This is a genomic window from Vicinamibacterales bacterium (genome assembly GCA_035699745.1).
Classification (GTDB): domain Bacteria; phylum Acidobacteriota; class Vicinamibacteria; order Vicinamibacterales; family 2-12-FULL-66-21; genus JAICSD01.
Genome location: DASSPH010000079.1, coordinates 71,573 through 92,788, shown reverse-complemented (window position 1 = coordinate 92,788; position 21,216 = coordinate 71,573). Strand labels below are relative to the sequence as shown.

The following is a 21,216-nucleotide window of genomic DNA, read 5'->3' as shown; positions in this document are numbered from 1 at the left end:
CTCTGATCGGGCTCGACGCATCGAGCGTGCCACGCGGGGGCGCGGCATCGGCGCGGTATCCCGCCCGATCCGCTCGCAACGAGCCGCCGCCTGGGAGAGGATTGTGCGGAGAATCCCGGCTGCGCGCGAACTTCCCCGCAGGAGACCGGCGTGCGGTGCAGCGCGAATCGATCGCCTAGCGGCCGCGCGACACTGCTGAGAGCGGGCCCAGGTTCTCGAGGAGAATGAACGCGGCGATGATGACGAGGAACGCCGCGAATCCTCGCCTGAGGGCCGATTGCGGCACGAATCGATGGACGTAGCTGCCGGCGGCGATGCCCGGCAGCGTGCCGGCCGCCACCAGCGCCACGGCCGTCCAATCCAGCCTGACATGGCCGAGATATCCCACGAGCCCGACGATGCAGGTGCCGGTGATGACGAGGAGCGAGGTACCGACCGCCTGACGGACGGAAAGACGCATCAGCACCAGCGCCGGCACGATGAGGAACCCGCCCCCGACCCCCACAATCCCGGTGAGCGCTCCGACCAGCAGCCCTGCCGGGACGATCGTCCGCACGGATGCCGCGCGCCCGATCGCCCGATCACCCGATTCCCCGATCACCCGATCACCCGATCGCCCGATCACCCGATCACCCGATCGTCCGATCACCCGATCACCCGATCGCCCGATCACCCGATCACCCGATCGCCCGATCACCCGATGATCCGTTTCCCTCACGCCGCCGCGGAGCATGAACGCGGCCGCGGCCAGCATCACGGCGGCGAAGACGAACAACTGCGTGGCTCCGGGAACGAGGCGAGCGATCCTCACGCCGAACAGCGTGCCGAGCATGGCGACCGCGCCGAAGCCGAGCGCCACGCGCACGTTGACGTTGCCCGCGCGCCAGTGGCTCGCCGTGCCGAACGCGCTGGTCGCGCCCACCACGGCGAGGCTCATCGCGATCGCCTCCTTCGGAGGAAAGCCGAGCACGTAGACGAAGATCGGCACCGTCAGAACAGAACCGCCGCCCCCCAGCAGGCCGAGCGCGGCACCAATCAGCAGCCCCGGAAGGATCGCAGCCGCGAGCACCGGCGCCCCCGGTCCGCTACGCGCGGCCGCGCAGCATGCCGTGCCAGTAGAGACGCGGCAGCGCGTATGCCTTGAGCGCGAACATGCTGAACCGCTCGGTGCGTTGATCGACGGGAAACGTCTCGACCGGCTCCTTGGCATAGTTGAACTCGGCCATGATCAACTTGCCGCGGCCGGTGACCACCGGACAGGACGTGTAGCCGTCGTATCGCGCGCTGAGCGGCCGGCCGTCCCGCAGGGCGAGCAGATTGTCGACCACCACCGGCGCCTGCTTGCGAACCGCCGCTCCCGTCTTGGAGGTCGGCAGGCTGCTGGCGTCACCGAGGCCGAACACCTCGGGATGACGCACGTGCTGCAGCGAGAACTTGTCGACCTCGACCCATCCGTCCGCGTTGGCCAGCGGACTCGCACGCACGAACTCCGGCGGCTGCATCGGCGGGGTGACGTGGATCAGGTCGTAGGCCATGACCTGTTCGGCGCCGGTCTTGACGTCCCTGAAGACCGCCTCCCGTGCAGCTGGCCGCAGCGCGACGAGCTCCTGGCCGAGCTGGTACTCCATGCCCCGGCTCTCGATCACGCGCTCGAGGGCAGGGATGTAGTACGGCGCCGTGAACAGCGCCGGCTTCGCGTTCATGAAGATGACGCGGCTCCTGTCCCGCACGCCGTTGGCGCGGAACGCTTCCTCCGCCAGGTACATGATCTTCTGCGGTGCGCCGCCGCACTTCACGGGCGTGATCGGCTCGGTGAAGATCGCGGTCCCTCCCCGGAACGACCGAATGGCCTCCCACGTCGAGGCAACCGTGTCGTACGAGTAGTTGCTGGTCACGCCGGACTCGGCTTTGCCGACCGACTCGGCGAGCCCGGGAATCTTCGACCACTGCGCCACCACACCCGGCGCGACGACCAGGAAGCCATAGGTCAGCATCGCACCCGACGATGTGACGACCGTCCGCTTGTCGGGGTCGACGGCCGCCACCGCCTCGCGGATCCAGGTGACGCCGTCGGGGATCAGATCCGCTTCGTCGCGCTGCGACTCCTCCCGGCGGAACATGCCGCCGCCGACCAGGGTCCACAACGGCTGGTAATAGTGCTTCGGCGACGGCTCGACGATGGCGATGTGGTGGCCGCCGACGCGAGGGGCGAGCTGCGATGCGACCGTCAGGCCGCCGGTGCCGCCGCCCAGAATCAGAATGTCGTGATGCGTATCCATCGGAGTTCCTTCGGAAGTCAGCGCGGGACGCCCGGCGATTCACGCAGGCGGCGGCCGAAGTGCTCGGCGAAGATGACGAGGAATCCCAGCGCGCGCTGGACGTCCGGCTGCCGCAGCGCGCTCACCAGCCCGAGCACGCCGATCGTCTGCGGCGGCGACGCCGCGGTGTCGGCCAGGGCGCGCCCGAGCTCACCGACGATCCGCAGCGGGCCCGGCTCGAGCACGCCGGAGTTGAGGAGCGCGGCGAGGTCGCGCACTTTCCCGGCGTCCATGGTGGCGCCGAAGCGGAGGGCCGCCTCGGCGCCGTTCAGCAGGCCGCGCTCGACGTCGATGCCGCTGGCGCTCGCCGCCCGCATCGCATCGTCGAACGAGTCGATCAGAATCGCGGCAAACGCCGGCGCCTGGTGCGCGAGCGCGAGCAGCGGGCGCAACGCGTCGGTCACTTCCGCGATCGCACGGGTGCGTTCCTCGATGGTCTGCAAGGCAGCGCCGGCGCCGGGAATCTCGGCGCCGCCGATCGCTGCGACGGCGGTCGCGGTGGCTTCGGGTGTCATCACAGTCCTCACGCAGGCGCGGAGAATTGCTCCGCGCGCCGATAGCTGGCGAAGTTGTCGTTCACGTCGATCGCCTCGAAGCCGAGCCGCTCGAGCATCGCGACTGCGGCAGCGGCGCGCGCGCCGCTCTGGCAGTACACGAGCAGCGGCGCGTCCGGGCGCAGGCTGCCGGCGTTCACCCCGATTCGGGTGTGCGGGACGTTGACCGCCCCGGGGACGTGTCCCGCGCCGAACTCCGCCGCCCCGCGGACGTCGAGCACCTGCACGCCGCCGCCGGCGCGGCGCGCCTCCATCCCGGCCATGTCGATCGTGGCGGTGCGGCGGAGCGGACCGGCCTGCCGCTCGTACTCGGCCAGGGCGGCCGGCGTCACGTAGCCGGCGATGTCATCGAGGCCGACGCGGATGAGCGCGCGCACCGCTTCGTCGAGCCGCGCCTCGTCGACGACCAGGTAGATCGGCGTGCCCTCCTCGACGTACGACCCGGCGATCGAACACAACTGGTAGTCCAGTTCCGTCAGCAGCGAGCCGGCGAGGTGCCCGGCGAAGAAGGCCTGACGCGGCCGCGTGTCGAGGACGGCGACATCTCGCCGGTTCTCGAGCGCCGCGAGATCCGATGCGCGCAGCGCCGGCGGCGCGGGCAGCCCGCGCAGCAGCTGCGGACCGCGGCGGTTGTCCCGCTTCATGCGCGCGAAGTACAGAGGCGGCTCGGGCTGGCCCGCCAGGATGTAGTCGACGAACGCCTGTTCGTTCACGGCCGCATGTATGGAGGGGTTCGTGCGCAGCTCGTAGCCGACGGTGGACGTCGGAACGTCGCCCAGCGATTTGCCGCAGGCGCTGCCGGCGCCATGAGCGGGCCACACCTGGAGGAACTCCGGCAGGCCTCTGAACTCACGCTGGATCGACGCGAACTGCGTGCGGGCAGACGGCTCCATCACGCCGGCGATGCCGGCCGCGCGCTCGAGCAGGTCGGGCCGCCCGACGTCGCCGGCGAAGACGAAGTCCCCGCTGGCGAGGGCGATGAAATCCTCGGCGCCGCCGCCGGCGTCGCGGACGAGATAGCTGAGGTGCTCGGGCGTATGGCCCGGCGTGTGGACGGCGCGGAATTCGATGTTGCCGACCGAGAACTGATCGCCGTGGCCGAGCAGGCGGTGCCGGTAGCCGCCATGACGCAGCCACTCGTACTGCCACTCGGGTCCTCCCTCTTTCGATGCGTACACCAGGACGCCGCGCTCCGCCATCTCCCGCAACCCCGAGAGATAGTCGGCGTGAATATGCGTGTCCGCCGCGGCGGCGATGCGCAGCTTGTGGCGGGCGGCGAGGTCGAAGTACCGGTCGACGTCGCGCTCGGGATCGATGACGATCGCCTCCCCTGTTCGAGGGCATCCGATCAAATAGGCGAACTGCGCGAGCTTCGGGTCAGCAACCTGTCGGACGAGCATGGTTTCCTCCGGGGCGACAGCGATGGACGGGTGGCCGGGCGCCGGCCTGTCCCGCTCCATAGGAGCCAGTCGCGCGCAAAACGGTTCGCCGGGGGCTCGTGCAACGGCGGCTCCACCGCCTCCGGGCCGGCGCCGGCTGAAATTGCGCCGGGTTGCGGACCCGCTGGTCACGCCGAGCTGTCGCGCGCGCGCGGGAAACTCCCCGCGCCCGCGCAATCCTCCGCGCGTCCGATCTCTAACGCGAGTGAACGAGGCTGTGGATGGCGGCTCGGATCGACGCGGCGAGCGGCCGCGGCACGTCCGGCGTCGGCAGTTGCCGGCAGACGGCGAGGGTCCGCTTCAACGACTCGCAGGCGCTGCCGCAGCGGGGGCATTCCGCCAGATGCGCCTCCATCGACGCGCAGACCGCGGGATCGATCTCCCCTTCGAGGTGCCGGGAGAAGAGCGTCAGGATATCGGGACAGGCCGCGGGGCGCGGCGACTGGTTCGGCGGCTGTATCAGGATCGGCTCGAGCGCCTGGCGGACGGCAACCCGTGCGCGATGCAGCCGGCTCTTGACCGCATCGACGCTGACCCCGGTGACCCTGGCGACTTCAGGCGCCGACAGCCCCTCGACGTCGCGCAGGATCAACACTTCACGATAGGGCGGCGCCAGCGCATCGATTGCCCGCGTGAGGACCTCCGCCAGCTCTCGGTTGCTCGCCTCCTGCTCGGGACCCGGTGCGGGATCCGCGATACCTTCGGCAGTGCGTTCGAGAGCCTCGAGCGAGTCTTCGCGCGCCGGCGCGAACTTGCTCCGGCGCCGCTTCTTGATGCAGAACCGCCGCGCGATCGTGTACAGCCAGGTGGAGACCGAGGATTCGCCGCGGAAGTCGGGCAGCGCCCGCGCCATCGAGATGAGGCTCTCCTGCGTGACGTCCCCGGCGTCTTCGACGTTGCCGCACATGCTCAGGCCGAACCGGTAGAGGTGCGGCTGGTACCGCACGAGCAGCCGTTCCAGCGCGGCGGCGTCCCCCTTGCGGGCGGCCGCCACCAGCTCGTCGTCGCTCGCCGCTTCAGCCGCGGGACGCGCCGCAATATCCCCGCTCATCGCTGAAATTCTCCCACGATTCTCTGCTGCCGGTGGGCGGGGCGCCGGCGCGCGCCCGCATCAACTGTCGCAAAGACAACCGTTTGGAACGAGCCGGGGGCCGGCGCTCGCCGCCTCGCGGCCGGGAACACAGATTGTGTGAACCGGTTGTGCGGCCGCTGGCTCTTACGACGCGAGAGGACGGACGCAAGGAGATGACATCGTGACGGGGAGCCTGGGGGTGCGGGCCGCACTGGCGGGGCTGTTCGCCGCCATTGCGGGGGTGAATGGCGCGCTCGCGCAGAGCTCCTTGACGCTCGAGGACGCGATCAAACGCGCACAGGGGGAGACCGCGGACGCGCGGGCGCTCGCGTCGGCGATCGACGAAGCGGACGCGCGCATCCGGCTCGCCCGTTCGGGCTTCTGGCCGCGCGTCGACGTGACCGAGGCCGTGCAGCGCGGCAACCAGCCCGTCTTCGTCTTCAGCTCGCTGCTCTCACAGCGGCGGTTCGCGGCCGCCAACTTCGCGATTCCGGCCCTCAACCAGCCGGATCCCGTCACCAACACGCGGACCACTGTCGCGCTCGAGCAGCCGATCTTCGACGCCGGAATGACGCGGCTCGCCGTGCAGGCCGCGCGGTTGACGCGCGACGCCGCCGCCGCGGCCCGCGACGAGACGAAGCAGGACCTGGCGCTGGGCGCGGCACGGGCGTTCGTGCGAGTGCTGCAGCTCGAGGCGACCGTCCGCGCCATGAACGCAGCGGTGGCAGCGGCCGAGAGCGACCGGCAGCGCGCGCGCGCGCGGCGGGACGTCGGCCTGGTGACCGCGGCGGATGACCTCGCCGTCGACGTGCACCTGGCCGACGTCCGCCAGCGGCAGATCACCGCCGCCGGCGACCTGCAGGTGGCGCGCATGCAGCTGGCTGAGGCGGTGGGTCTGCCGCTGACCGCCTCGATCGTGCCGGTGCGTCCCGCGCCGCGGCCGGCGCCAGACGACGACGCGGCGCTGGTGCGGGAGGCGCTCGCGAAGCATCCGCGGCTCCGTCAGGCGGGCATTCAGCTGCAGCTCGCCGACAACGCGCGGCGGACCGCTCGTGCGGCCCTGCTGCCCACCTTCGGCGCGCAAGGCGGATGGGAGTTCAACGGCGCAACGCTCGGCGGCCAGGAGTCGAGCTGGGTGATCGGCGCCGAACTGCGCGTGAACGTCTTCAGAGGCTTTGCCGACACGGCGCGGATCGCGGAAGCGCGGCACGCCTCCCTTCGCGCCGCCGCCGAGCGCGAGCGCGTCGAGCGGCGCATCGAGGTGGACGTGCGCGGCGCGATCGCCCAACTGACGGCGGCGCGTGCGCGCGAGGAGGCGGGCCGTGCGGCCCTGGCCCAGGCGCGCGAGTCGCAGCGCATCGTCCGCGATCGGTATGAAAGCGGGCTGGCGACCGTGACCGACGTCCTCCGCGCCGCCGAGGCGGCGCTGGAGGCGGAGTCGCGGGCGACGACAGCGGAAATGGACGTGATTCTCCAGGCCGTGGCGCTCGATCGCGCGCTCGGCCGGCTGTGAATCATGTGCCGCAGCAACAACAGAGAGAACCCATGAAGCGACTCATTGGAACGATCGCCGTCACCGTCGCGGCGGGACTGCCGGCGTGCGGCGGGGGGGAGCACGCGGCGCAACCGACGGCACACGCGCCAATCGCCGTCACCGTCGCTCCTGCCGTCGCGCTCGCCTCTGCCGAGCGGCTGGAAGCCGGCGGCGTCGTCGCCGCGCGCGAATCCGCTTCGATCTCGAGCCGGATTGTTGCCACCGTGAGCAGCGTGCGCGTCAAGGCTGGAGACCGCGTCCGCGCAGGTGCTCCGCTGGTCGCGCTGGATGCGCGGGATATCGCCGGACAGGCGGCCCAGTCGCGCGCCATCGCCATGTCGGCGGACAAGGCGCTGGCACAGGCACGCAGCCAGCAGGCGGCGGCCGAAGCCGAGCACCGCCTGGCCACCGCCTGGCAGAAGCGCATCGCGGCACTGCACGCGCGCCACTCGGCCACCGACCAGGAACGCGATGAGGCCGAGGCGCGCCTCGCCGCGGCCGCGGCGCGCCTCTCGGGGACTCAGGCCGGCATCGAAGGGGCCGAAGCTCAACTCGTCTCCGCGCGTGCGGCGGTCGGCATCGCCACCACGACCGAGTCCTTCGCGACGCTGCGGGCCCCGTTCGACGGCCTCGTGACCGAGCGGCTCGTCGATCCCGGCAATCTCGCCGCACCCGGCATCCCGTTGTTGCGGATCGAGTCGGCCGGCGCCCGCCAGGTGCTGGCACGAGTGGATGAAGCCCGCGCCGGCTATGTGCACGCCGGCGACCGGGTGCGCGTCCTGATCGACGAGGACGCCGAGGAGGTCGCCGACGATGCCGGAATCGAGGGCGTGGTCGCGGAGGTGGCGCGCGCCGTCGGTGCGGATCAGCGGGCGTTCACCGTCAAGGTCTCGCTGCCCGGCAGCGTGACGGCGCGATCGGGCAGTTTCGCGCGAGTGATATTCCGCGGCGCGCCCCGCCGCGCCCTGGTGATTCCGGCCAGAGCCGTTCAGCGTCACGGCCAGGTGTCATCCGTGTACGTGGTGCAGAACGGCGTCGCCAGACTGCGGATCATCCAGCTCGGCGCCCCGTCGGCCGATGGCATCGAGGTGCTCGCCGGGCTCGATGCGGGTGAATCGATCGTGACCTCGCCCGCGGGCCGGTTGACGGACGGAGCGCCGGTCACCACGGGGGCTCCCGCTCGAACCGGAGGCGGATCATGACCTCGAGCCCCGGTCTCGCCGGACGGCTCGCCGCCGCCTTCATCCCGTCGAAGCTGACGCCGCTGTTGATCGCCGGCTCGATCGCGCTCGGAGCGTTCGCCGTCGCGGCGCTCCCGCGCGAGGAGGAGCCGCAGATCATCGTGCCGATGGTCGACGTGTTCGTGGCGTTCCCCGGCGCAACGCCCACCGAAGTGGAACAGCGCGTCACCCGCCCGATGGAGAAACTCCTGTGGGAAGTGCCGGGCGTCGAGTACCTCTACTCCACCTCGAGCCCGGGCCAGTCCATGGTCGTCGTCCGGTTCCTCGTCGGCGAAGACGAGGAACGCGCGCTCGTGCGCCTCAACCAGAAGCTCCAGGCCAATTTCGATCGCATTCCGCCAGGCGCCTCGCCGCCGATCGTCAAGCCGCGCTCGATTGACGACGTGCCGATCGCGGCAGTGACCCTGTGGGGGAGCGGTTACGAAGACGATGTGCTTCGCAGCCTCGCGGTGCAGTTGAGGGAAGCCCTCGCCGAGGTCCCGGACGTATCGGAAGTGGTCGTGCTCGGCGGACGTCCGCGCGAGATTGCGGTACAGCTCGATCCGGCACGGCTCGCCGCCGCGGCGATCGATCCGGTGCAGCTCTCGGCGACGCTCCAATCCGCCAACATACGTGCGGCGGGCAGCGGTGCGATCTCCGGCGGGGACCTGGCGCGCCTCGAAGCCGGCCGCCACCTCGACACCGTCGAGGCTCTGCGCGGCGTCGTGGTTTCGGCGCAGAACCAACGGTCGATCGGGCTGGCGGACGTCGCCCGCGTCACCGACACCGATGCCCCGCCCTCGTCATACGTTCGCTTCTACTCGCGCGACGGCGGCTCGCGTCCGGCGGTGACGCTGGCGGTGGCCAAACGCAAGGGGGCCAACGCCATCGCCGTGGCGCACCAGCTCGAAGCCAAGCTGGCGGCGGTCCGGCCGGCGCTGCTGCCCGGGGATCTGAACGTCACCATCACGCGGAATTACGGCGAGACGGCGGCGGAGAAATCGAACGAGCTGCTGTACCACATGTTCCTCGCGGTGGTGTCGGTCTCGGCGCTCATCGCGCTGGCGCTCGGAGTCAAAGAAGCGCTCGTCGTGCTCGTCGCCATTCCCGTCACGCTCGCCCTCACCCTGTTCGCGTTCTGGGCGTACGGCTACACCCTGAATCGGATCACGCTCTTCGCCCTGATCTTCTCGATCGGCATCCTCGTCGACGACGCGATCGTCGTCGTGGAGAACATCGTCCGGCACGCGCGCATGCGGGCGCACGACGGATCGGGCCTGGCAGCGATCGCGGTCCGCGCGGTGGACGAAGTCGGCAACCCGACGATTCTGGCGACGCTCACCGTCGTCGCCGCGATCCTGCCGATGGCCTTCGTCGGCGGCCTGATGGGCCCCTACATGCGGCCGATTCCGGTCGGCGCGTCGGCGGCCATGCTGTTCTCGCTTGCCGCCGCCTTCGTGGTCACGCCGTGGGCGGCCGCCCGGCTGCTGCGAACGGACGGAAGCGCGCACGCCCATGCGCCGGAGGGTGCGGCGACACGCCTGTACCGGCGGGCGATGGCCGGCCTGATCGGCCGCCGCCGAACGCGGCTGGCGTTCCTCGGCGGCGTCTCGTTCCTGCTTCTCGCGTCGATGGTCCTCGTCCCGCTGAAGCTCGTGACGGTGAAGATGCTGCCGTTCGACAACAAGAGCGAGTTCCAGGTCATCGTCGACATGCCCGAGGGCACGCCGCTCGAACAGACGGCGCGGGTTTCAGCGGAGCTGGCGCAGGAGGTCCTGAAGGATCCCAGCGTCGTCAACGTGCAGAGCTACGTCGGGCTGTCGTCGCCGTACAACTTCAACGGCCTGGTGCGCCACTACTTCCTGCGCCGCGCGCCGCATCTCGCCGATCTGCAGGTGAACCTGCTGCCGAAAGACGAGCGCGGCGAGCAGAGCCACGACGTGGCCAAGCGGGTGCGGAATCGGCTGGTGCCGATCGCGAAGCGCTTCGACGCGACGATTCAGGTGTCGGAAGTGCCGCCCGGCCCGCCGGTGCTGCAGACCCTCGTCGCGGAGATCTACGGACCGGATCCGGCGCGGCGCCTGGAACTCGCCGCCCAGGTGAAATCGGTGCTCGAGCGCACCCCCGGCGTCGTCGATGTCGACTGGTATGCCGCCGCGGCGCAGCCGAAGACGTCGCTGGTGGTCGACGAGGCGCGCGCGAGCGCGGCCGGCGTCTCGGCGTCGCAGGTGTCCGCCGCCGTCCAGATGGCGACCGAGGGGCGCACGGTCGGCCTGCTTCACGATCCGCAGGCGCGCGAAGACGTCCCGATCGTGCTGCGCTTGCCGCGCTCGTCGCAGGGATCGCTCGCGGCCGTGCGGGCGCTCCGCCTCGGGCCGAACCTCGTCGCCGTCGGCGAGCTGACGCGCGAAGAGGCGCGGACGGAAGCCGACAGCGTGTATCACAAGAACCTGCTGCCGGTGACCTACGTGACCGGCGACATGGCCGGCGCCGCCGAAAGTCCGGTGTACGCGATCCTGCAGATGAACCAGGTGATTTCGAACGTGACGCTCCCGGAGGGGTACGCGTTCGAGATCTACAACACCCGCCAGCCGTTCGACACGACGAAGTACGCGATGAAGTGGGACGGCGAGTGGCACATCACCTACGAGGTGTTCCGCGATCTCGGCCTCGCGTTCGCGGCCGTGCTCATCCTGATCTACATCCTCGTGGTGTGGTGGTTCGAGGCGTTCGGCGTGCCGCTCACGATCATGGCGGCGATTCCGTTCTCGCTCGTCGGCATCCTGCCGGCGCACGCCGCGATGGGCGCGTTCTTCACCGCGACGTCGATGATCGGCTTCATCGCCGGCGCCGGCATCGTGGTGCGGAACTCGATCATCCTCGTCGACTTCATCGAGATGCGCCTGCGCGAAGGCATGCCGCTCGCCGAGGCGGTGGTCGATGCCGGCGCGGTCCGCTTCCGCCCGATGGCGCTGACCGCCGCGGCGGTGATCGTCGGGTCGGCGGTCATCCTCTTCGACCCGATCTTCCAGGGGCTGGCGATCTCGTTGATGGCGGGGGAGGTGGCCTCCCTGCTGCTCTCGAGAGTCACGGTGCCGGTCCTGTATTTCATGAGCCACGAGAAGCGGCAGGCCGCCGCTCCGTCGATGGCCGCTTCGCCGGCAGGAGCCCTGTCATGAGCCGGATCGCGAACATCACACGGGTGCTGGTCGGGGTCGACTTCGACGACGCGTCGACGGCGGCCTTGAAGATGGCCGGCGTGCTGGCGCGGGCCTGGGATGCCGACATGACGGTGTTCCATTCCGCGCCCCGGGAAGTCCCGGTCTACTTCACTCCCGACCAGATCGAGATGCTCGAAGCGGAGCGCGGGCGGGATCGGGAACGGACGGCTGATCGGATCCGCGCCCTGGCCGCGCAGCACGTACCGCGTCCGGTGCGGGTGGTGGTCGAAGAAGGTCCGCCACAGGACGCCCTGCGGCGAATGGCGGCCTCGTTCGACCTGCTCGTGGTCGGAACCCACAGACGGCACGGCGCGCGACGCTGGTGGCTCGGCTCGGTCGCGGAAGCGGTCGTCCGCCAGTCGCCGCGACCGGTGCTCGTCGTACCGGCCGGCGCGATCGTGCCCGAGGCGCCCCGCGCGTTGACCATCCTCTCGGCCGGGGGGGATCTCGGCGAGACCGACGCCTGGGCGGAGCTGCTGAAGACCACCTTCGGCGGACACGTCGTGCGATCCGCGACCCTCGACCAATGTGCGCCGGATCGTCTGAGGGACACCGACCTCATCGTGATGTCCACCGCGGCTGATCGCAGCACTCAGCCGCCGTCCGGACCCATCGCACAGGTCCTCATGGAGTGCGTCCACCCGTTGTTGTTCGTCCCGTCGCCGGCAGAGATGCTGGAAAGGAGTTCGTCGTGACTGTCGAACGTGCGCTGCGGTTGATCGCGGGAGCCCTGGTTGCCGTCAGTGTGCTCCTGGGAATGTACGTGAACGTGAACTTCCTCTGGTTCACGCTGTTCGTGGGCGTGAACCTGTTCCAATCGGGCTTCACGAACTGGTGTCCGATGATGTCGATTCTGCGGAAGACCGGAGTGCCGGATGCCGTTCCGCCGAATGCGGCGGCGGCCGCGCGATGAGGCCGGGTATCGCGCGCGGTTGAGCATGGTTGGCGCGGCGCTGCTCGTCGTTGGCGCGGCGTCCGCCATCGCGCAGACGTCAGGCATGGGGCGGAATTCTTCGCCGGCACGGTGAAAGATTCCGCGGGCCTCCCTTTCATTCCGCATCACGCCGCGCCGGCTCGCGTGCGGCCTCACGTTTTCACCGTCGCGCCGCAGCGCCGGATGGCACCCCACTTGCCATGTCCCGGAATGACTCGACGTGAGGATCACTGCGCTGACGAACAACCGCTCCCGAGCGCGACGTCGCGGGGTCGCGGCGTGCGTCGCCGCTGCGTTGCTCTCTGCCGGACCGATCGCATGCGCGCGGAGCCGCGCCGAGAGCGCTGGCGCGCGGGGCCAGGGCGTCATTCGCATCATCGGATCCGACACGATGGTGAATCTCCTGCAGGGCTGGGCGGAGCAGTACAGACGCGTCAGGCCCGCCGTCGTCGTTCAGGTCGCCGGCGGCGGCTCCGGGGTAGGCTTCGCGGGCCTGATCGATCGGACGGCCGACATTGCCGCGGCGAGCCGGGAAATCCGCGGCGCCGAACGCGAGCGCCTCAGCGCCATGCACGGCTCGCCCCCGGCGGAGCTGACCGTCGCGCTCGACGCGCTGGCCATCTACGTGCACCGCGGCAACCCGATCGAGCGCATCTCGATCCCCGACCTCGCGGAGATCTATGGTGAGCGCGGCACGGTTGCCCGCTGGTCCCAGCTCGGTGCGCGCCATGCGGGCTGCGCCGGCGACACGATCGTCCGCATCGGGCGGCAGAACAACTCGGGCACCTACGCCTACTTTCGGCAGATCGTGCTCGGCCCCGGGCGCGAGTATCGTCTTGGTTCGATCGACCAGAGCGGCTCCAAGGATGTCGTCGCGCTGGTGTCCAGGATGCCGTGCGCGATCGGCTACAGCGGCCTCGCATACGCCACGCCGGCCGTCGGCGTGGTGAAGGTGGCCGCGGAGCGCGCCGGCGCCGCGGTCGCCCCTTCCACGACCACCGTGCTCGACGGCTCGTATCCGCTGGCACGTCCGCTCTATCTGTACACCGCGACGCCGGCAGCTCCGCACGTGCGGGAGTTCCTCGACTGGGTACTCGGTCCCGGCGGTCAGGCCGTCGTCGGCGATCTGGGATTCGTGTCACCGCCGCGGCTGCTGTCGGCAGCGGTCCTGCGAGGACGATGATGCTCCCGATTCGCCGCCGCGCGACCGGATTGATGGAAGCGCTGATCGACGCGGCCATCCACGTCTGCGGCTGGAGCGCCATCGTCCTGGTGTTCGCGATCTTCTACTTCGTCCTGCGCGAAGGCGCGCCCGTGCTGGCGGGCAGGCTGGACGTCCGCGAGCTCCTGACCAGCACCGCGTGGCGGCCGGATTCAGTGCTCCGCCCGCAGTTCGGCATTCTCGCGCTCGTCGCCGGCACCGCGGCGGTCACCGCCCTCGCCATGGCGCTCTCGGTTCCGATCGGCATCGGCGCCGCCGTGTTCCTGTCGGAGTTCTGCGGCATCAGGGCGCGGGAAGCCCTGAAGATCGTCATCGAGCTGCTGGCGGCGATTCCGTCCGTGGTGTGGGGCTTCATCGGTTACATGGTCCTGAACCCGCTGATCATCGCCATCACGGGAGCGCCGATCGGCGTCAACGTGCTGAACGGCGCCCTGATTCTCGCGTTCATGAGCGTGCCGATCGTCGTGTCGATGGGCGAGGACGCGTTGAAGGCGGTGCCCGACTCGTACCGCGAGGCAGGTCTCGCCCTGGGAGCGAGCCGCTGGCAGATCGTCTACCGCGTGCTGCTGCCAGGCGCGCGGCGCGGTCTCTACGCGGCGGCGCTGCTCGGCGTCGGCCGGGCGGTGGGCGAGACGATGGCGGTGCTGATGGCAACCGGCCACAGCGTGCAGGTTCCACACAGTCTGTTCGATCCGATTCGCACGCTGACGGCGACGATTGCGGCGGAGCTGGGTGAGAGTGTCGCCGGCGGCGAGCACTACCGCGTCCTGTTCGTGATCGGGGCGCTGCTGATGGCCATTTCCCTGTCCATCAACGTTGCTGCGGACGTCATCGTGCGAGGCACGGCGCGGAGGCAACCGTGAGCCCGGTCGTCGGCACGCCGCCGATCGCGCCCATCCAGCCGGCGGTCGCCGCCCCCGCGGGCCCGCCGCCGGCGGAGGACGCGCGCCTCTTTGCCGCCGGTCCGGTCGAACGGCGAAAACGGCGGCTGGAACGCGCCGCCTTTCTTGCGCTGCTCGCGATCACGGCGTCGCTGGTGGTGCCGCTGGTCGCCATCCTCGCCTACCTGCTGATCCGGGCCTGGCCGGTACTGTCGTGGTCCCTGCTGCTCGAGAATCCGCGGCATTACATGCGGGCAGGCGGACTGTGGGCCCCCCTCGTCGGCACTTTCTACTCCGTCCTGCTCTCGCTGATCATCGCCGCGCCGGTTGGCGTGCTGGCGGGCGTGTATCTGCACGAGTACGCCCGGGACAGCCGGGCCACACGGCTCATCAACCTGGCGGTGCTGAACCTGGCCGGCGTACCCAGCATCGTGCACGCGCTCTTCGGCGTGGGCATGTTCGTGCTCGGCGCCGGTTTCGGCCGCTCCGTCCTGGCCGCCTCCTGCACGCTCGCCGTCATGACGCTGCCAGTGATCATCGCGAGTACAACCGAGGCGCTCGCGTCGGTCCCGCGAGCCTTCCGCGAAGCGTGCTGGATCCTGGGAGCGAGCCGCTGGCAGACGGTGCGCACCATCGTCCTGCCGAATGCGATCGGCGGCATTCTGACCGGCGTCATCCTTCAGGTGTCGCGGGCGGCGGGCGAGACGGCGCCGATTCTGTTCACCGGCGCGGTGTTCTACGTCAGCGTGCCCGACAGCGGCCCCGGATCGTTCGCGCCGTACGGCTGGCGCGATCCGTTCATGGCGCTCTCGTATCACCTGTTCACGCTGACGACGCAGGTGACGGGCGTCCCCGACGCGCTGCTGTACGCGACCGCGATCGTGCTGGTCGGCCTGGTGCTGCTCGTCAACGGCGCGTCGATCGTCATGCGCGTCCGGCTGCGCACCGGAAGGCGGTGGTAGCGATGCCCGCTGTCGAACCGCACGTGTCGTTCAGGGACGTCACCGTGCGCTACGGCGCCACGACCGCCCTCGACCGGGTGACGGTCGACATCCCGCGCCACGCGATCACCGCGATCATCGGCCCGACGCGATCGGGCAAGAGCACGTTCCTCAAGTGCCTCAATCGCATGATCGACGTCAGCGCGCCGAGCGAATCGCGGGGGGCGGTGCTGATCGACGGCGAGGATGTCTTTCACGTGAAGAACGTCCACGACCTGCGGCGCAGGGTCGGGATGGTGCTGCCGCTGCCGGTCGCGCTGCCGCTGTCGATCTACGACAACGTCGCCCTCGCGCCCCGGCTCGGCGGGATGCACGACCGGCGCGAGGTGGACGCGCGGGTCGAGGAGTCGCTCCGGCAGGCGGCGCTGTGGGACGAGGTCAAGGATCGGTTGCGCCATCCGGCGGCCTCCCTCTCGGGCGGACAGCAGCAACGGCTGGCGATTGCGCGCGCGTTGTCGCACGCGCCGGAGATCCTGTGCCTCGACGAATTCTCGATCGCCATCGATCCGATCGCGACGATGAGGATCGAAGACGTGCTGGTCGGGCTCGAGCGGCGCATGACGATCGTGATGGCCACGAACCTGGTGCAGCAGGCGCACCGGGTTGCCGATCAAGTACTGTTCATCAATGCCGGCCGGCTCGTCGAGTGCGGCGCGACCGAGACGGTGTTCTCGGAGCATCCGGCCAGCCACCTGACGTTCGACTACGTCCGGGGACGGTTCGGATGACGAACCTGCCCGTCGAGCCGCGCCGCCATGCCGTCCAGACCCGAGCGCTCCATCTCTGGTACGGGGACCTCCCCGCCCTGAAGGGGGTGACCGTCGATATCTGCCGCGGTTCGATCACGGCACTCATCGGACCGTCCGGCTGCGGCAAGACGACGCTGCTCCGCTGCATCAATCGCCTCAACGAACGGTACGGCAACGTGCGGACCACGGGAGACATCTTCGTGCTGGGCAGGAACATTCACGACGCGGACGTCAGTCTGGGTGAGCTGCGCAGGCACGTCGGCATGGTGTTCCAGCGCCCCAATCCGCTGCCGCTGTCGATCTACGAGAACGTGATGTTCGGGCTGCGCGTGCATTACGCGACCGGCGCCGGCGGACGGATGGCGGCCGGCGAGATCGTCGAGCGCGCGCTTCGCTCCGTCGCGCTGTGGGACGACACGAAGGATCGTCTCGGCGCGAGCGCGCTGTCGCTGACGCTCGAACAGCAGCAGAAGCTGTGCATCGCGCGGCTGCTGCCGCTGAAGCCGCAGGTCATCCTGATGGACGAACCGTGCTCGGCGCTGGACGCCCGCGGGACGGAGGCGATCGAAGCGCTCATCGCCAGCCTCACGCCCACGTACACCGTCGTCATCGTCACGCACAACATGGCTCAGGCGAGACGGGCGAGCCAGCAGTGCGTCTTCATGCTGCTCGGTCAGATCGTGGAACAGGCACCCACGGCAGACATGTTTCTGCGGCCGGCGCACAAGCAGACGGAGCTGTACGTCGAAGGACGGTACGGATGAGCAGAGACCGCCGGCCGGCGGCTTTCCGCGCAACGCGGCGAACGGGGGGACGGATATGACTCGCCTGGAACGGGACCTCGCGGACCTGAAGCACCGCGTGCTCGACATGGGGAACCTGGCTGCCTCGATGGTGACCGACTCCTGGCACGGCGTGGCGCGGAACGACGCGGCCTGCCGAAGCGCGGTCGCCGCGCACGAGCCCGCACTCGATCGAACGCAGCTGGAGATCGACCGCGAAGCGGTTCGCCTGATTGCGATCTTCGCGCCGGTGGCGCGCGATCTGCGCTTCCTGCTGATGATCGCCCGCATCACGTCGGAGCTGGAGCGCATGGGCGATCAGGCCGTGGACAACTGTGAGTACGCGGCGCTGATCGGCGCCGCGCCGCCGACCGCCGATCTGACGACGCTGGCCGATTTCGTCCAGCGGATGGTGCGCGACGCGCTGCAGGCGTTCGCCGACGAGGACCCGCGTCAAGCCGAAGCGGTCATGCAGCTCGACGCCCAGGTCGATGCGCTCTACTCGCAGGTGTTCCGCGATCTCATCGAGCACGCCGGCGGCAGCGGCCGGGCGCGAAGCACCGGCCTGATCCTGCTCGCCAGGTCGCTCGAACGCATCGCCGACCACGCCACCAACATCTGCGAAGAGGTCTTCTACCTGGTCGAGGGTGCCGACATCCGGCATCAGGATGCGGTGAAGGCCTGACGGGGCGCGCCGGATTGCGGCGGCGTACGCCTGACGGCAACACGCCATCCAGCGGTCTTCGCTCCGCACGCGACGCATTGCAGCGACAACCGGCCCGGCTCGAAGTGCAGCATCATCTGGTGCCCTCCCAGCCCGCAGCACGCCCGGCGGACTGACGCGAACAGCATGTCGCGCAGCGCGGCCGCGCGGACGGGCATCCAGCGTTCGGCACCCGAGAACCGGGGTGGATGCAGAGTTCTGGCGAACATGACAGCTCCTCCCGGGGCCAGGCCGGCACGCTACCGGGTGCCTGCCACGAGACTCACGTTGAGGGCATTGGTCTCACCCTCGCGGATCTCGACGGTCCCGGCGAATTGGCGATACCTGACTTGCGTACCTCCACCTGATGCTTCCCGGCCTGGACCTTCGAAGATGAGCAAGATGCGCACCGATCGGCTGGACGGGGCCGACCGTGTCGACTCGACGTTTTGCGTGAACCGGCCGCGGACCGCGCCCTGATCCGCCGGGATTTCCCCAACGGCTCGAAAGATCCCGCGGCCCTCCGAGGTCACGCCGGAAAGGCCGTCGCCGTGGACACCGGGCGGGAGACGGCGGTTCGTCTCCGCAGCGCGGCCGCGACCGACGCCCGGCTCCCGGCGGCGACTGCTACCGCGGCGCCCCAGATCGCGCCGTGCAGCGGACTGAGGTACCACTGTTCGTACGAGATCCACCACCACAGCGAGCCGACGATGCCCGCGGCGAGGGCCGCGGCGAAGCGATGGGCACGCGACGGCCGTCCGGACGGCCAGGCGAGGCAGAAGACGGCCGCGACCAGGCCGAAGTGCGCAAGCGGCGCGAGCGCCATCCAGTCCCAACTCTGGTCGAATGGCCAGCGCGACGAGCCGATCGCTGAATCGATCGTGACCCGCAGCGGGTGCCAGGACACGTACCCGCCGAGCCATCCGGCTGCCATCGCGGTCAGCACGCGCCGGGGCCATCCCGCGCCCTGAGCCCAGAGGGCACCGGCAATGCCGGCGAATGCCAGGACGCCGCCATGGAGCGCGCCGGCCGGCACGACCTCCCAGGTGAATACGGGACAGGCGGTGACAGGCCGGGGCAGCTGCGCGTAACAGAGCCACGCGTTGAACCCGCCGGCAATCGCCCCGGCTGCGGAAACACGCGTCATCAGGCCGAGCGCCGGCCGCCATCTCGGCTGCGTACCGGAACTGCGCATGGTGTGTCCTCCCGCGCGAAGAAGGCAACAGGCGTACCGCAGCCCGACGCCGCCAATCCACGCAGCGACAACCCGGCACGCGCCGCCCCGCGTGCGGGATCGTCCGCGAGACCCCGGGAATAGTTCCCGCTCGACGTCGCCGGCGCCTCGGGATCGCGCCGGAAAACGCCAGCGGAGGGAGGCACGCCCCTTGCCCCGTGGACACCGGATTTGCCGCATTCACGCCCTGAAAGGAAGGCGACACATGACACCGAAGAGAACCGCGCTCGTACCCCGCGATCCATTCGCACTGCTGACGCAGATGACGTCCGACCTCGATCGCATGTTCGAGTCATCGGGCTGGCCCTCGTTCCGACTGCCGCTGTTGCCGGCCCGCTCGGGCGCCGATGCGGCCACCTGGTTCCCCGAAATCGACGTGTTCGAGAAGGACAATCGCCTCGTCACGAAGATCGACCTTCCCGGGATGAAGAAGGAAGACGTGAAGGTGGAAGTCACCGACGGACACCTCGCGATCTCCGGCGAGCGGAAGACCGAGGCCGAGGAGAAGAAGGAGAACTTCTATCGCTGCGAACGCGAGTACGGCAGCTTCTATCGCGCCGTTCCGCTGCCGCAGGGGGTCAGGCTCGAGGATGTCAAGGCGACGTTCGCCGACGGCGTCCTGGAAGTCAGCATTCCGCTGCCGGTGAAGGCCGAGGCGAAGCCCCGCCAGGTCGAGATCCAGGAGCCTCAGCGCGCCGCGAAGACGGCGGCGTAGAGGAAACGGCGATGAAGGTCAAGGATCTGATGACGACGGATCTCAGGACGTGCACGCCTGAGACGACCGTCGCCGAGGCCGCCCACCTGATGTGGGAAGGCGACTGCGGCATCCTGCCGGTGGTCGCCGGCGGCGAGCTGGCCGGAATCGTGACCGACCGCGACATGTACATCGCGCTCGCGACGCAGAATGCGCGCGCCTCGCGGTTGACGGTGGGCGCGGTGGCCACGAAGAACCCCATCACGTGTGCGCCGGAAGACGATGTGCAGGCGGCGCTCGCGATGATGAAGCAGGCTCGCGTGCGGCGCCTGCCGGTCGTCGGATTCGGCGGCTCGGTGCTCGGGATCCTGTCGTTGAACGACATCGTGCTGGCCGCCGGCTCCGGCAAGAAGGTGAAGGGCGAAGACGTCCTGTCGACGCTGCAGGCGATCTGCGGCCATCACCACCCCGCGCCTCACGTGGTTGCCGCGTGAGCAGCCGTGCAGGGCCAGATCCGGCAGAACGGGTCCTTGCCCTGCTCACAGCGTCTCTCCCGGACGCGGACCTCGGCCTCGCCGGCTCGTACCGGACGTCGCCGGGGTCATGTCACCGCCGGACGAATCGCTGCCTCAGGGCTCGCCGTGCAGGTCGTGGAGGTAGTGCCAGCGCGCCTCGATCTCGCTGAGTTTCGCGCTCGCGTATCGTGACGCGTCCGCCAGGAGCCGCCGCGCCTCGTCGTCGTGGCGGGTGAGAAGGTCGGGCAGCTGGTGGCCGGCGCCGGCCAGGTACGCGTTGATCAGCTGACGCTCGATTTCGGCCAGAGGATCGTGCAGCGGCTGCTGGTCGTCTTGACGCGCCATGATGGGGCTCCCTTCAGGCGATGCGTTCCGCGGGAATCCCCGCGTAGACGCCTCCCGCCTCGAGTCGAGCGTACTTCGGGACGAAGCTCAGTGCACCGACCTGACAGCCGTCTCCGGCTTCGACGCCGATCTCGACGACGCTGCCCAGTCCAATGGTCACGTCGCTGCCCAGGCGGACGGGGGCCGTCTTCAGAAAGCCCCTCTCCACTGTGTGGCCCGACAGGTGCGCCCCGTCGCCGATCACGACGTCGTCGCCGAACTCGAGCAGGTTGTAGTCGGTGACGGCGAGGCTGTTGACGTAGACACGCCGGCCGAGCCGGGCGCCTGCGAGGCGCAGGTACGCGGTCCACACCGGCGTGCCGCGGAACAGTGCGCCCGCGAATATCCGCACGAGGTGGATCGCCGCCACGCTGCGGGCCCACTGCAGCAGCGGCCACTCGACATCCGCGATGCGCAGTTGCACGTTCGCGGGGGTCTGCCATTTGAGCCCGCGGGCCGCGGCCGCCGAGACGAACATGAGCAGCAGCGCGAACAGCACGTACGACGGGACCGCGAATGCGCTCAGCACGAGAACGGCGAGCATGCCTGACGGTTCGACGACGGCGAGGACCTGCCGCCAGATCAGCACCACCGGGACCAGCGCGATTGCGCACACCAGCCCCTGGACCACCAGGAGACTGGACACCGTCCAGCCGATCCGCCAGAACGAGCCGAGCAGACGAGGCACCGGGCTGTGGACGCCGAGCACAGGGGCGCGCGCGATGTTGCTCACTGCAGTGCCTCGTCGCCGCGGCCGCG

The 21,216-nt window shown here is 69.8% G+C and carries 22 protein-coding genes; 13 read left to right on the top strand and 9 right to left on the bottom strand.

Annotated elements, in window-relative coordinates:
* Window positions 1-175: 175 nt before the first annotated feature.
* The 5 genes from VFK57_20025 to VFK57_20005 all read right to left on the bottom strand — a co-directional run bounded on the left by VFK57_20025 (window position 176) and on the right by VFK57_20005 (window position 5,362).
* Window positions 176-1,069: a sulfite exporter TauE/SafE family protein gene (locus VFK57_20025; GenBank protein ID HET7698013.1), complete on the bottom strand. Its 894-nt coding sequence runs from the start codon at window positions 1,067-1,069 to the stop codon at window positions 176-178.
* A 16-nt stretch (window positions 1,070-1,085) separates the two neighbouring features.
* Window positions 1,086-2,279: an FAD/NAD(P)-binding oxidoreductase gene (locus VFK57_20020; protein ID HET7698012.1), complete on the bottom strand. Its 1,194-nt coding sequence runs from the start codon at window positions 2,277-2,279 to the stop codon at window positions 1,086-1,088.
* A gap of 17 nt (window positions 2,280-2,296) precedes the next feature.
* A complete protein-coding gene (locus tag VFK57_20015; protein HET7698011.1) occupies window positions 2,297-2,833 on the bottom strand; it encodes a DUF1641 domain-containing protein in 537 nt (178 codons plus the stop codon).
* A gap of 8 nt (window positions 2,834-2,841) precedes the next feature.
* Complete coding sequence (locus VFK57_20010; GenBank protein ID HET7698010.1) at window positions 2,842-4,272, bottom strand: MBL fold metallo-hydrolase; 1,431 nt, start codon at window positions 4,270-4,272, stop codon at window positions 2,842-2,844.
* A gap of 235 nt (window positions 4,273-4,507) precedes the next feature.
* Window positions 4,508-5,362: a sigma-70 family RNA polymerase sigma factor gene (locus tag VFK57_20005; protein ID HET7698009.1), complete on the bottom strand. Its 855-nt coding sequence runs from the start codon at window positions 5,360-5,362 to the stop codon at window positions 4,508-4,510.
* A 202-nt stretch (window positions 5,363-5,564) separates the two neighbouring features.
* Here VFK57_20005 and VFK57_20000 point away from each other — a divergent pair, with 202 nt between their 5' ends.
* From VFK57_20000 to phoU, 11 genes are all read left to right on the top strand, one after another.
* Window positions 5,565-6,896: a TolC family protein gene (locus tag VFK57_20000; GenBank protein ID HET7698008.1), complete on the top strand. Its 1,332-nt coding sequence runs from the start codon at window positions 5,565-5,567 to the stop codon at window positions 6,894-6,896.
* A 32-nt stretch (window positions 6,897-6,928) separates the two neighbouring features.
* Entirely contained in the window at window positions 6,929-8,119 is a 1,191-nt protein-coding gene (locus VFK57_19995; GenBank protein ID HET7698007.1) for an efflux RND transporter periplasmic adaptor subunit, read from the top strand.
* Complete coding sequence (locus VFK57_19990) at window positions 8,116-11,316, top strand: efflux RND transporter permease subunit (GenBank protein ID HET7698006.1); 3,201 nt, start codon at window positions 8,116-8,118, stop codon at window positions 11,314-11,316. The genes VFK57_19995 and VFK57_19990 overlap by 4 nt, the downstream gene beginning before the upstream one ends.
* Window positions 11,313-12,053: a universal stress protein gene (locus tag VFK57_19985; GenBank protein HET7698005.1), complete on the top strand. Its 741-nt coding sequence runs from the start codon at window positions 11,313-11,315 to the stop codon at window positions 12,051-12,053. Before VFK57_19990 ends, VFK57_19985 begins: the two co-directional genes overlap by 4 nt.
* Window positions 12,050-12,271 carry a DUF2892 domain-containing protein gene (locus VFK57_19980; protein HET7698004.1) on the top strand — a complete coding sequence of 74 codons (222 nt, stop codon included), beginning with the start codon at window positions 12,050-12,052 and terminating at the stop codon, window positions 12,269-12,271. The genes VFK57_19985 and VFK57_19980 overlap by 4 nt, the downstream gene beginning before the upstream one ends.
* 241 nt (window positions 12,272-12,512) lie before the next feature.
* Window positions 12,513-13,475 carry a phosphate ABC transporter substrate-binding protein gene (locus VFK57_19975; protein ID HET7698003.1) on the top strand — a complete coding sequence of 321 codons (963 nt, stop codon included), beginning with the start codon at window positions 12,513-12,515 and terminating at the stop codon, window positions 13,473-13,475.
* Window positions 13,475-14,377 carry a phosphate ABC transporter permease subunit PstC gene (gene pstC / locus VFK57_19970; GenBank protein ID HET7698002.1) on the top strand — a complete coding sequence of 301 codons (903 nt, stop codon included), beginning with the start codon at window positions 13,475-13,477 and terminating at the stop codon, window positions 14,375-14,377. Before VFK57_19975 ends, pstC begins: the two co-directional genes overlap by 1 nt.
* On the top strand, window positions 14,374-15,357 hold the full coding sequence (pstA, locus tag VFK57_19965; GenBank protein HET7698001.1) for a phosphate ABC transporter permease PstA: 984 nt from the start codon (window positions 14,374-14,376) through the stop codon (window positions 15,355-15,357). Before pstC ends, pstA begins: the two co-directional genes overlap by 4 nt.
* Before the next feature lie 2 nt (window positions 15,358-15,359).
* Complete coding sequence (locus tag VFK57_19960; GenBank protein HET7698000.1) at window positions 15,360-16,124, top strand: phosphate ABC transporter ATP-binding protein; 765 nt, start codon at window positions 15,360-15,362, stop codon at window positions 16,122-16,124.
* A complete protein-coding gene (locus VFK57_19955; GenBank protein HET7697999.1) occupies window positions 16,121-16,909 on the top strand; it encodes a phosphate ABC transporter ATP-binding protein in 789 nt (262 codons plus the stop codon). The genes VFK57_19960 and VFK57_19955 overlap by 4 nt, the downstream gene beginning before the upstream one ends.
* Window positions 16,910-16,964: 55 nt before the next feature.
* Complete coding sequence (phoU, locus tag VFK57_19950) at window positions 16,965-17,612, top strand: phosphate signaling complex protein PhoU (protein ID HET7697998.1); 648 nt, start codon at window positions 16,965-16,967, stop codon at window positions 17,610-17,612.
* Here the strand turns inward: phoU and VFK57_19945 are convergent.
* On the bottom strand, window positions 17,591-17,860 hold the full coding sequence (locus VFK57_19945; protein ID HET7697997.1) for a hypothetical protein: 270 nt from the start codon (window positions 17,858-17,860) through the stop codon (window positions 17,591-17,593). The two genes, phoU and VFK57_19945, sit on opposite strands and share 22 nt — an antisense overlap.
* A 299-nt stretch (window positions 17,861-18,159) precedes the next feature.
* On the bottom strand, window positions 18,160-18,825 hold the full coding sequence (locus VFK57_19940; GenBank protein ID HET7697996.1) for a hypothetical protein: 666 nt from the start codon (window positions 18,823-18,825) through the stop codon (window positions 18,160-18,162).
* A gap of 244 nt (window positions 18,826-19,069) precedes the next feature.
* Between VFK57_19940 and VFK57_19935 the strand changes: the two genes are divergently transcribed.
* Together VFK57_19935 and VFK57_19930 are read left to right on the top strand one after the other, a co-directional pair.
* Window positions 19,070-19,579: an Hsp20/alpha crystallin family protein gene (locus VFK57_19935; protein ID HET7697995.1), complete on the top strand. Its 510-nt coding sequence runs from the start codon at window positions 19,070-19,072 to the stop codon at window positions 19,577-19,579.
* An 11-nt stretch (window positions 19,580-19,590) separates the two neighbouring features.
* On the top strand, window positions 19,591-20,052 hold the full coding sequence (locus VFK57_19930; protein ID HET7697994.1) for a CBS domain-containing protein: 462 nt from the start codon (window positions 19,591-19,593) through the stop codon (window positions 20,050-20,052).
* A 135-nt stretch (window positions 20,053-20,187) separates the two neighbouring features.
* Here the strand turns inward: VFK57_19930 and VFK57_19925 are convergent, their stop codons facing one another.
* Together VFK57_19925 and VFK57_19920 are read right to left on the bottom strand one after the other, a co-directional pair.
* Window positions 20,188-20,418, bottom strand: coding sequence for a hypothetical protein (locus VFK57_19925; protein ID HET7697993.1), 231 nt, complete (start codon window positions 20,416-20,418; stop codon window positions 20,188-20,190).
* 13 nt (window positions 20,419-20,431) lie between these two features.
* On the bottom strand, window positions 20,432-21,190 hold the full coding sequence (locus VFK57_19920; protein ID HET7697992.1) for a hypothetical protein: 759 nt from the start codon (window positions 21,188-21,190) through the stop codon (window positions 20,432-20,434).
* Window positions 21,191-21,216: the final 26 nt, after the last annotated feature.

Bases quoted from the DNA above. Each gene is read 5' to 3' on its own strand.
- VFK57_20020 (HET7698012.1), bottom strand. From the start codon at position 2,279: ATGGATACGCATCACGACATTCTGATTCTGGGCGGCGGCACCGGCGGC.
- VFK57_20015 (HET7698011.1), bottom strand. From the start codon at position 2,833: ATGACACCCGAAGCCACCGCGACCGCCGTCGCAGCGATCGGCGGCGCC.
- VFK57_20010 (HET7698010.1), bottom strand. From the start codon at position 4,272: ATGCTCGTCCGACAGGTTGCTGACCCGAAGCTCGCGCAGTTCGCCTAT.
- VFK57_20005 (HET7698009.1), bottom strand. From the start codon at position 5,362: ATGAGCGGGGATATTGCGGCGCGTCCCGCGGCTGAAGCGGCGAGCGAC.
- VFK57_19995 (HET7698007.1), top strand. From the start codon at position 6,929: ATGAAGCGACTCATTGGAACGATCGCCGTCACCGTCGCGGCGGGACTG.
- VFK57_19990 (HET7698006.1), top strand. From the start codon at position 8,116: ATGACCTCGAGCCCCGGTCTCGCCGGACGGCTCGCCGCCGCCTTCATC.
- VFK57_19985 (HET7698005.1), top strand. From the start codon at position 11,313: ATGAGCCGGATCGCGAACATCACACGGGTGCTGGTCGGGGTCGACTTC.
- pstC (HET7698002.1), top strand. From the start codon at position 13,475: ATGCTCCCGATTCGCCGCCGCGCGACCGGATTGATGGAAGCGCTGATC.
- VFK57_19960 (HET7698000.1), top strand. From the start codon at position 15,360: ATGCCCGCTGTCGAACCGCACGTGTCGTTCAGGGACGTCACCGTGCGC.
- VFK57_19955 (HET7697999.1), top strand. From the start codon at position 16,121: ATGACGAACCTGCCCGTCGAGCCGCGCCGCCATGCCGTCCAGACCCGA.
- phoU (HET7697998.1), top strand. From the start codon at position 16,965: ATGACTCGCCTGGAACGGGACCTCGCGGACCTGAAGCACCGCGTGCTC.
- VFK57_19945 (HET7697997.1), bottom strand. From the start codon at position 17,860: ATGTTCGCCAGAACTCTGCATCCACCCCGGTTCTCGGGTGCCGAACGC.
- VFK57_19940 (HET7697996.1), bottom strand. From the start codon at position 18,825: ATGCGCAGTTCCGGTACGCAGCCGAGATGGCGGCCGGCGCTCGGCCTG.
- VFK57_19935 (HET7697995.1), top strand. From the start codon at position 19,070: ATGACACCGAAGAGAACCGCGCTCGTACCCCGCGATCCATTCGCACTG.
- VFK57_19930 (HET7697994.1), top strand. From the start codon at position 19,591: ATGAAGGTCAAGGATCTGATGACGACGGATCTCAGGACGTGCACGCCT.
- VFK57_19925 (HET7697993.1), bottom strand. From the start codon at position 20,418: ATGGCGCGTCAAGACGACCAGCAGCCGCTGCACGATCCTCTGGCCGAA.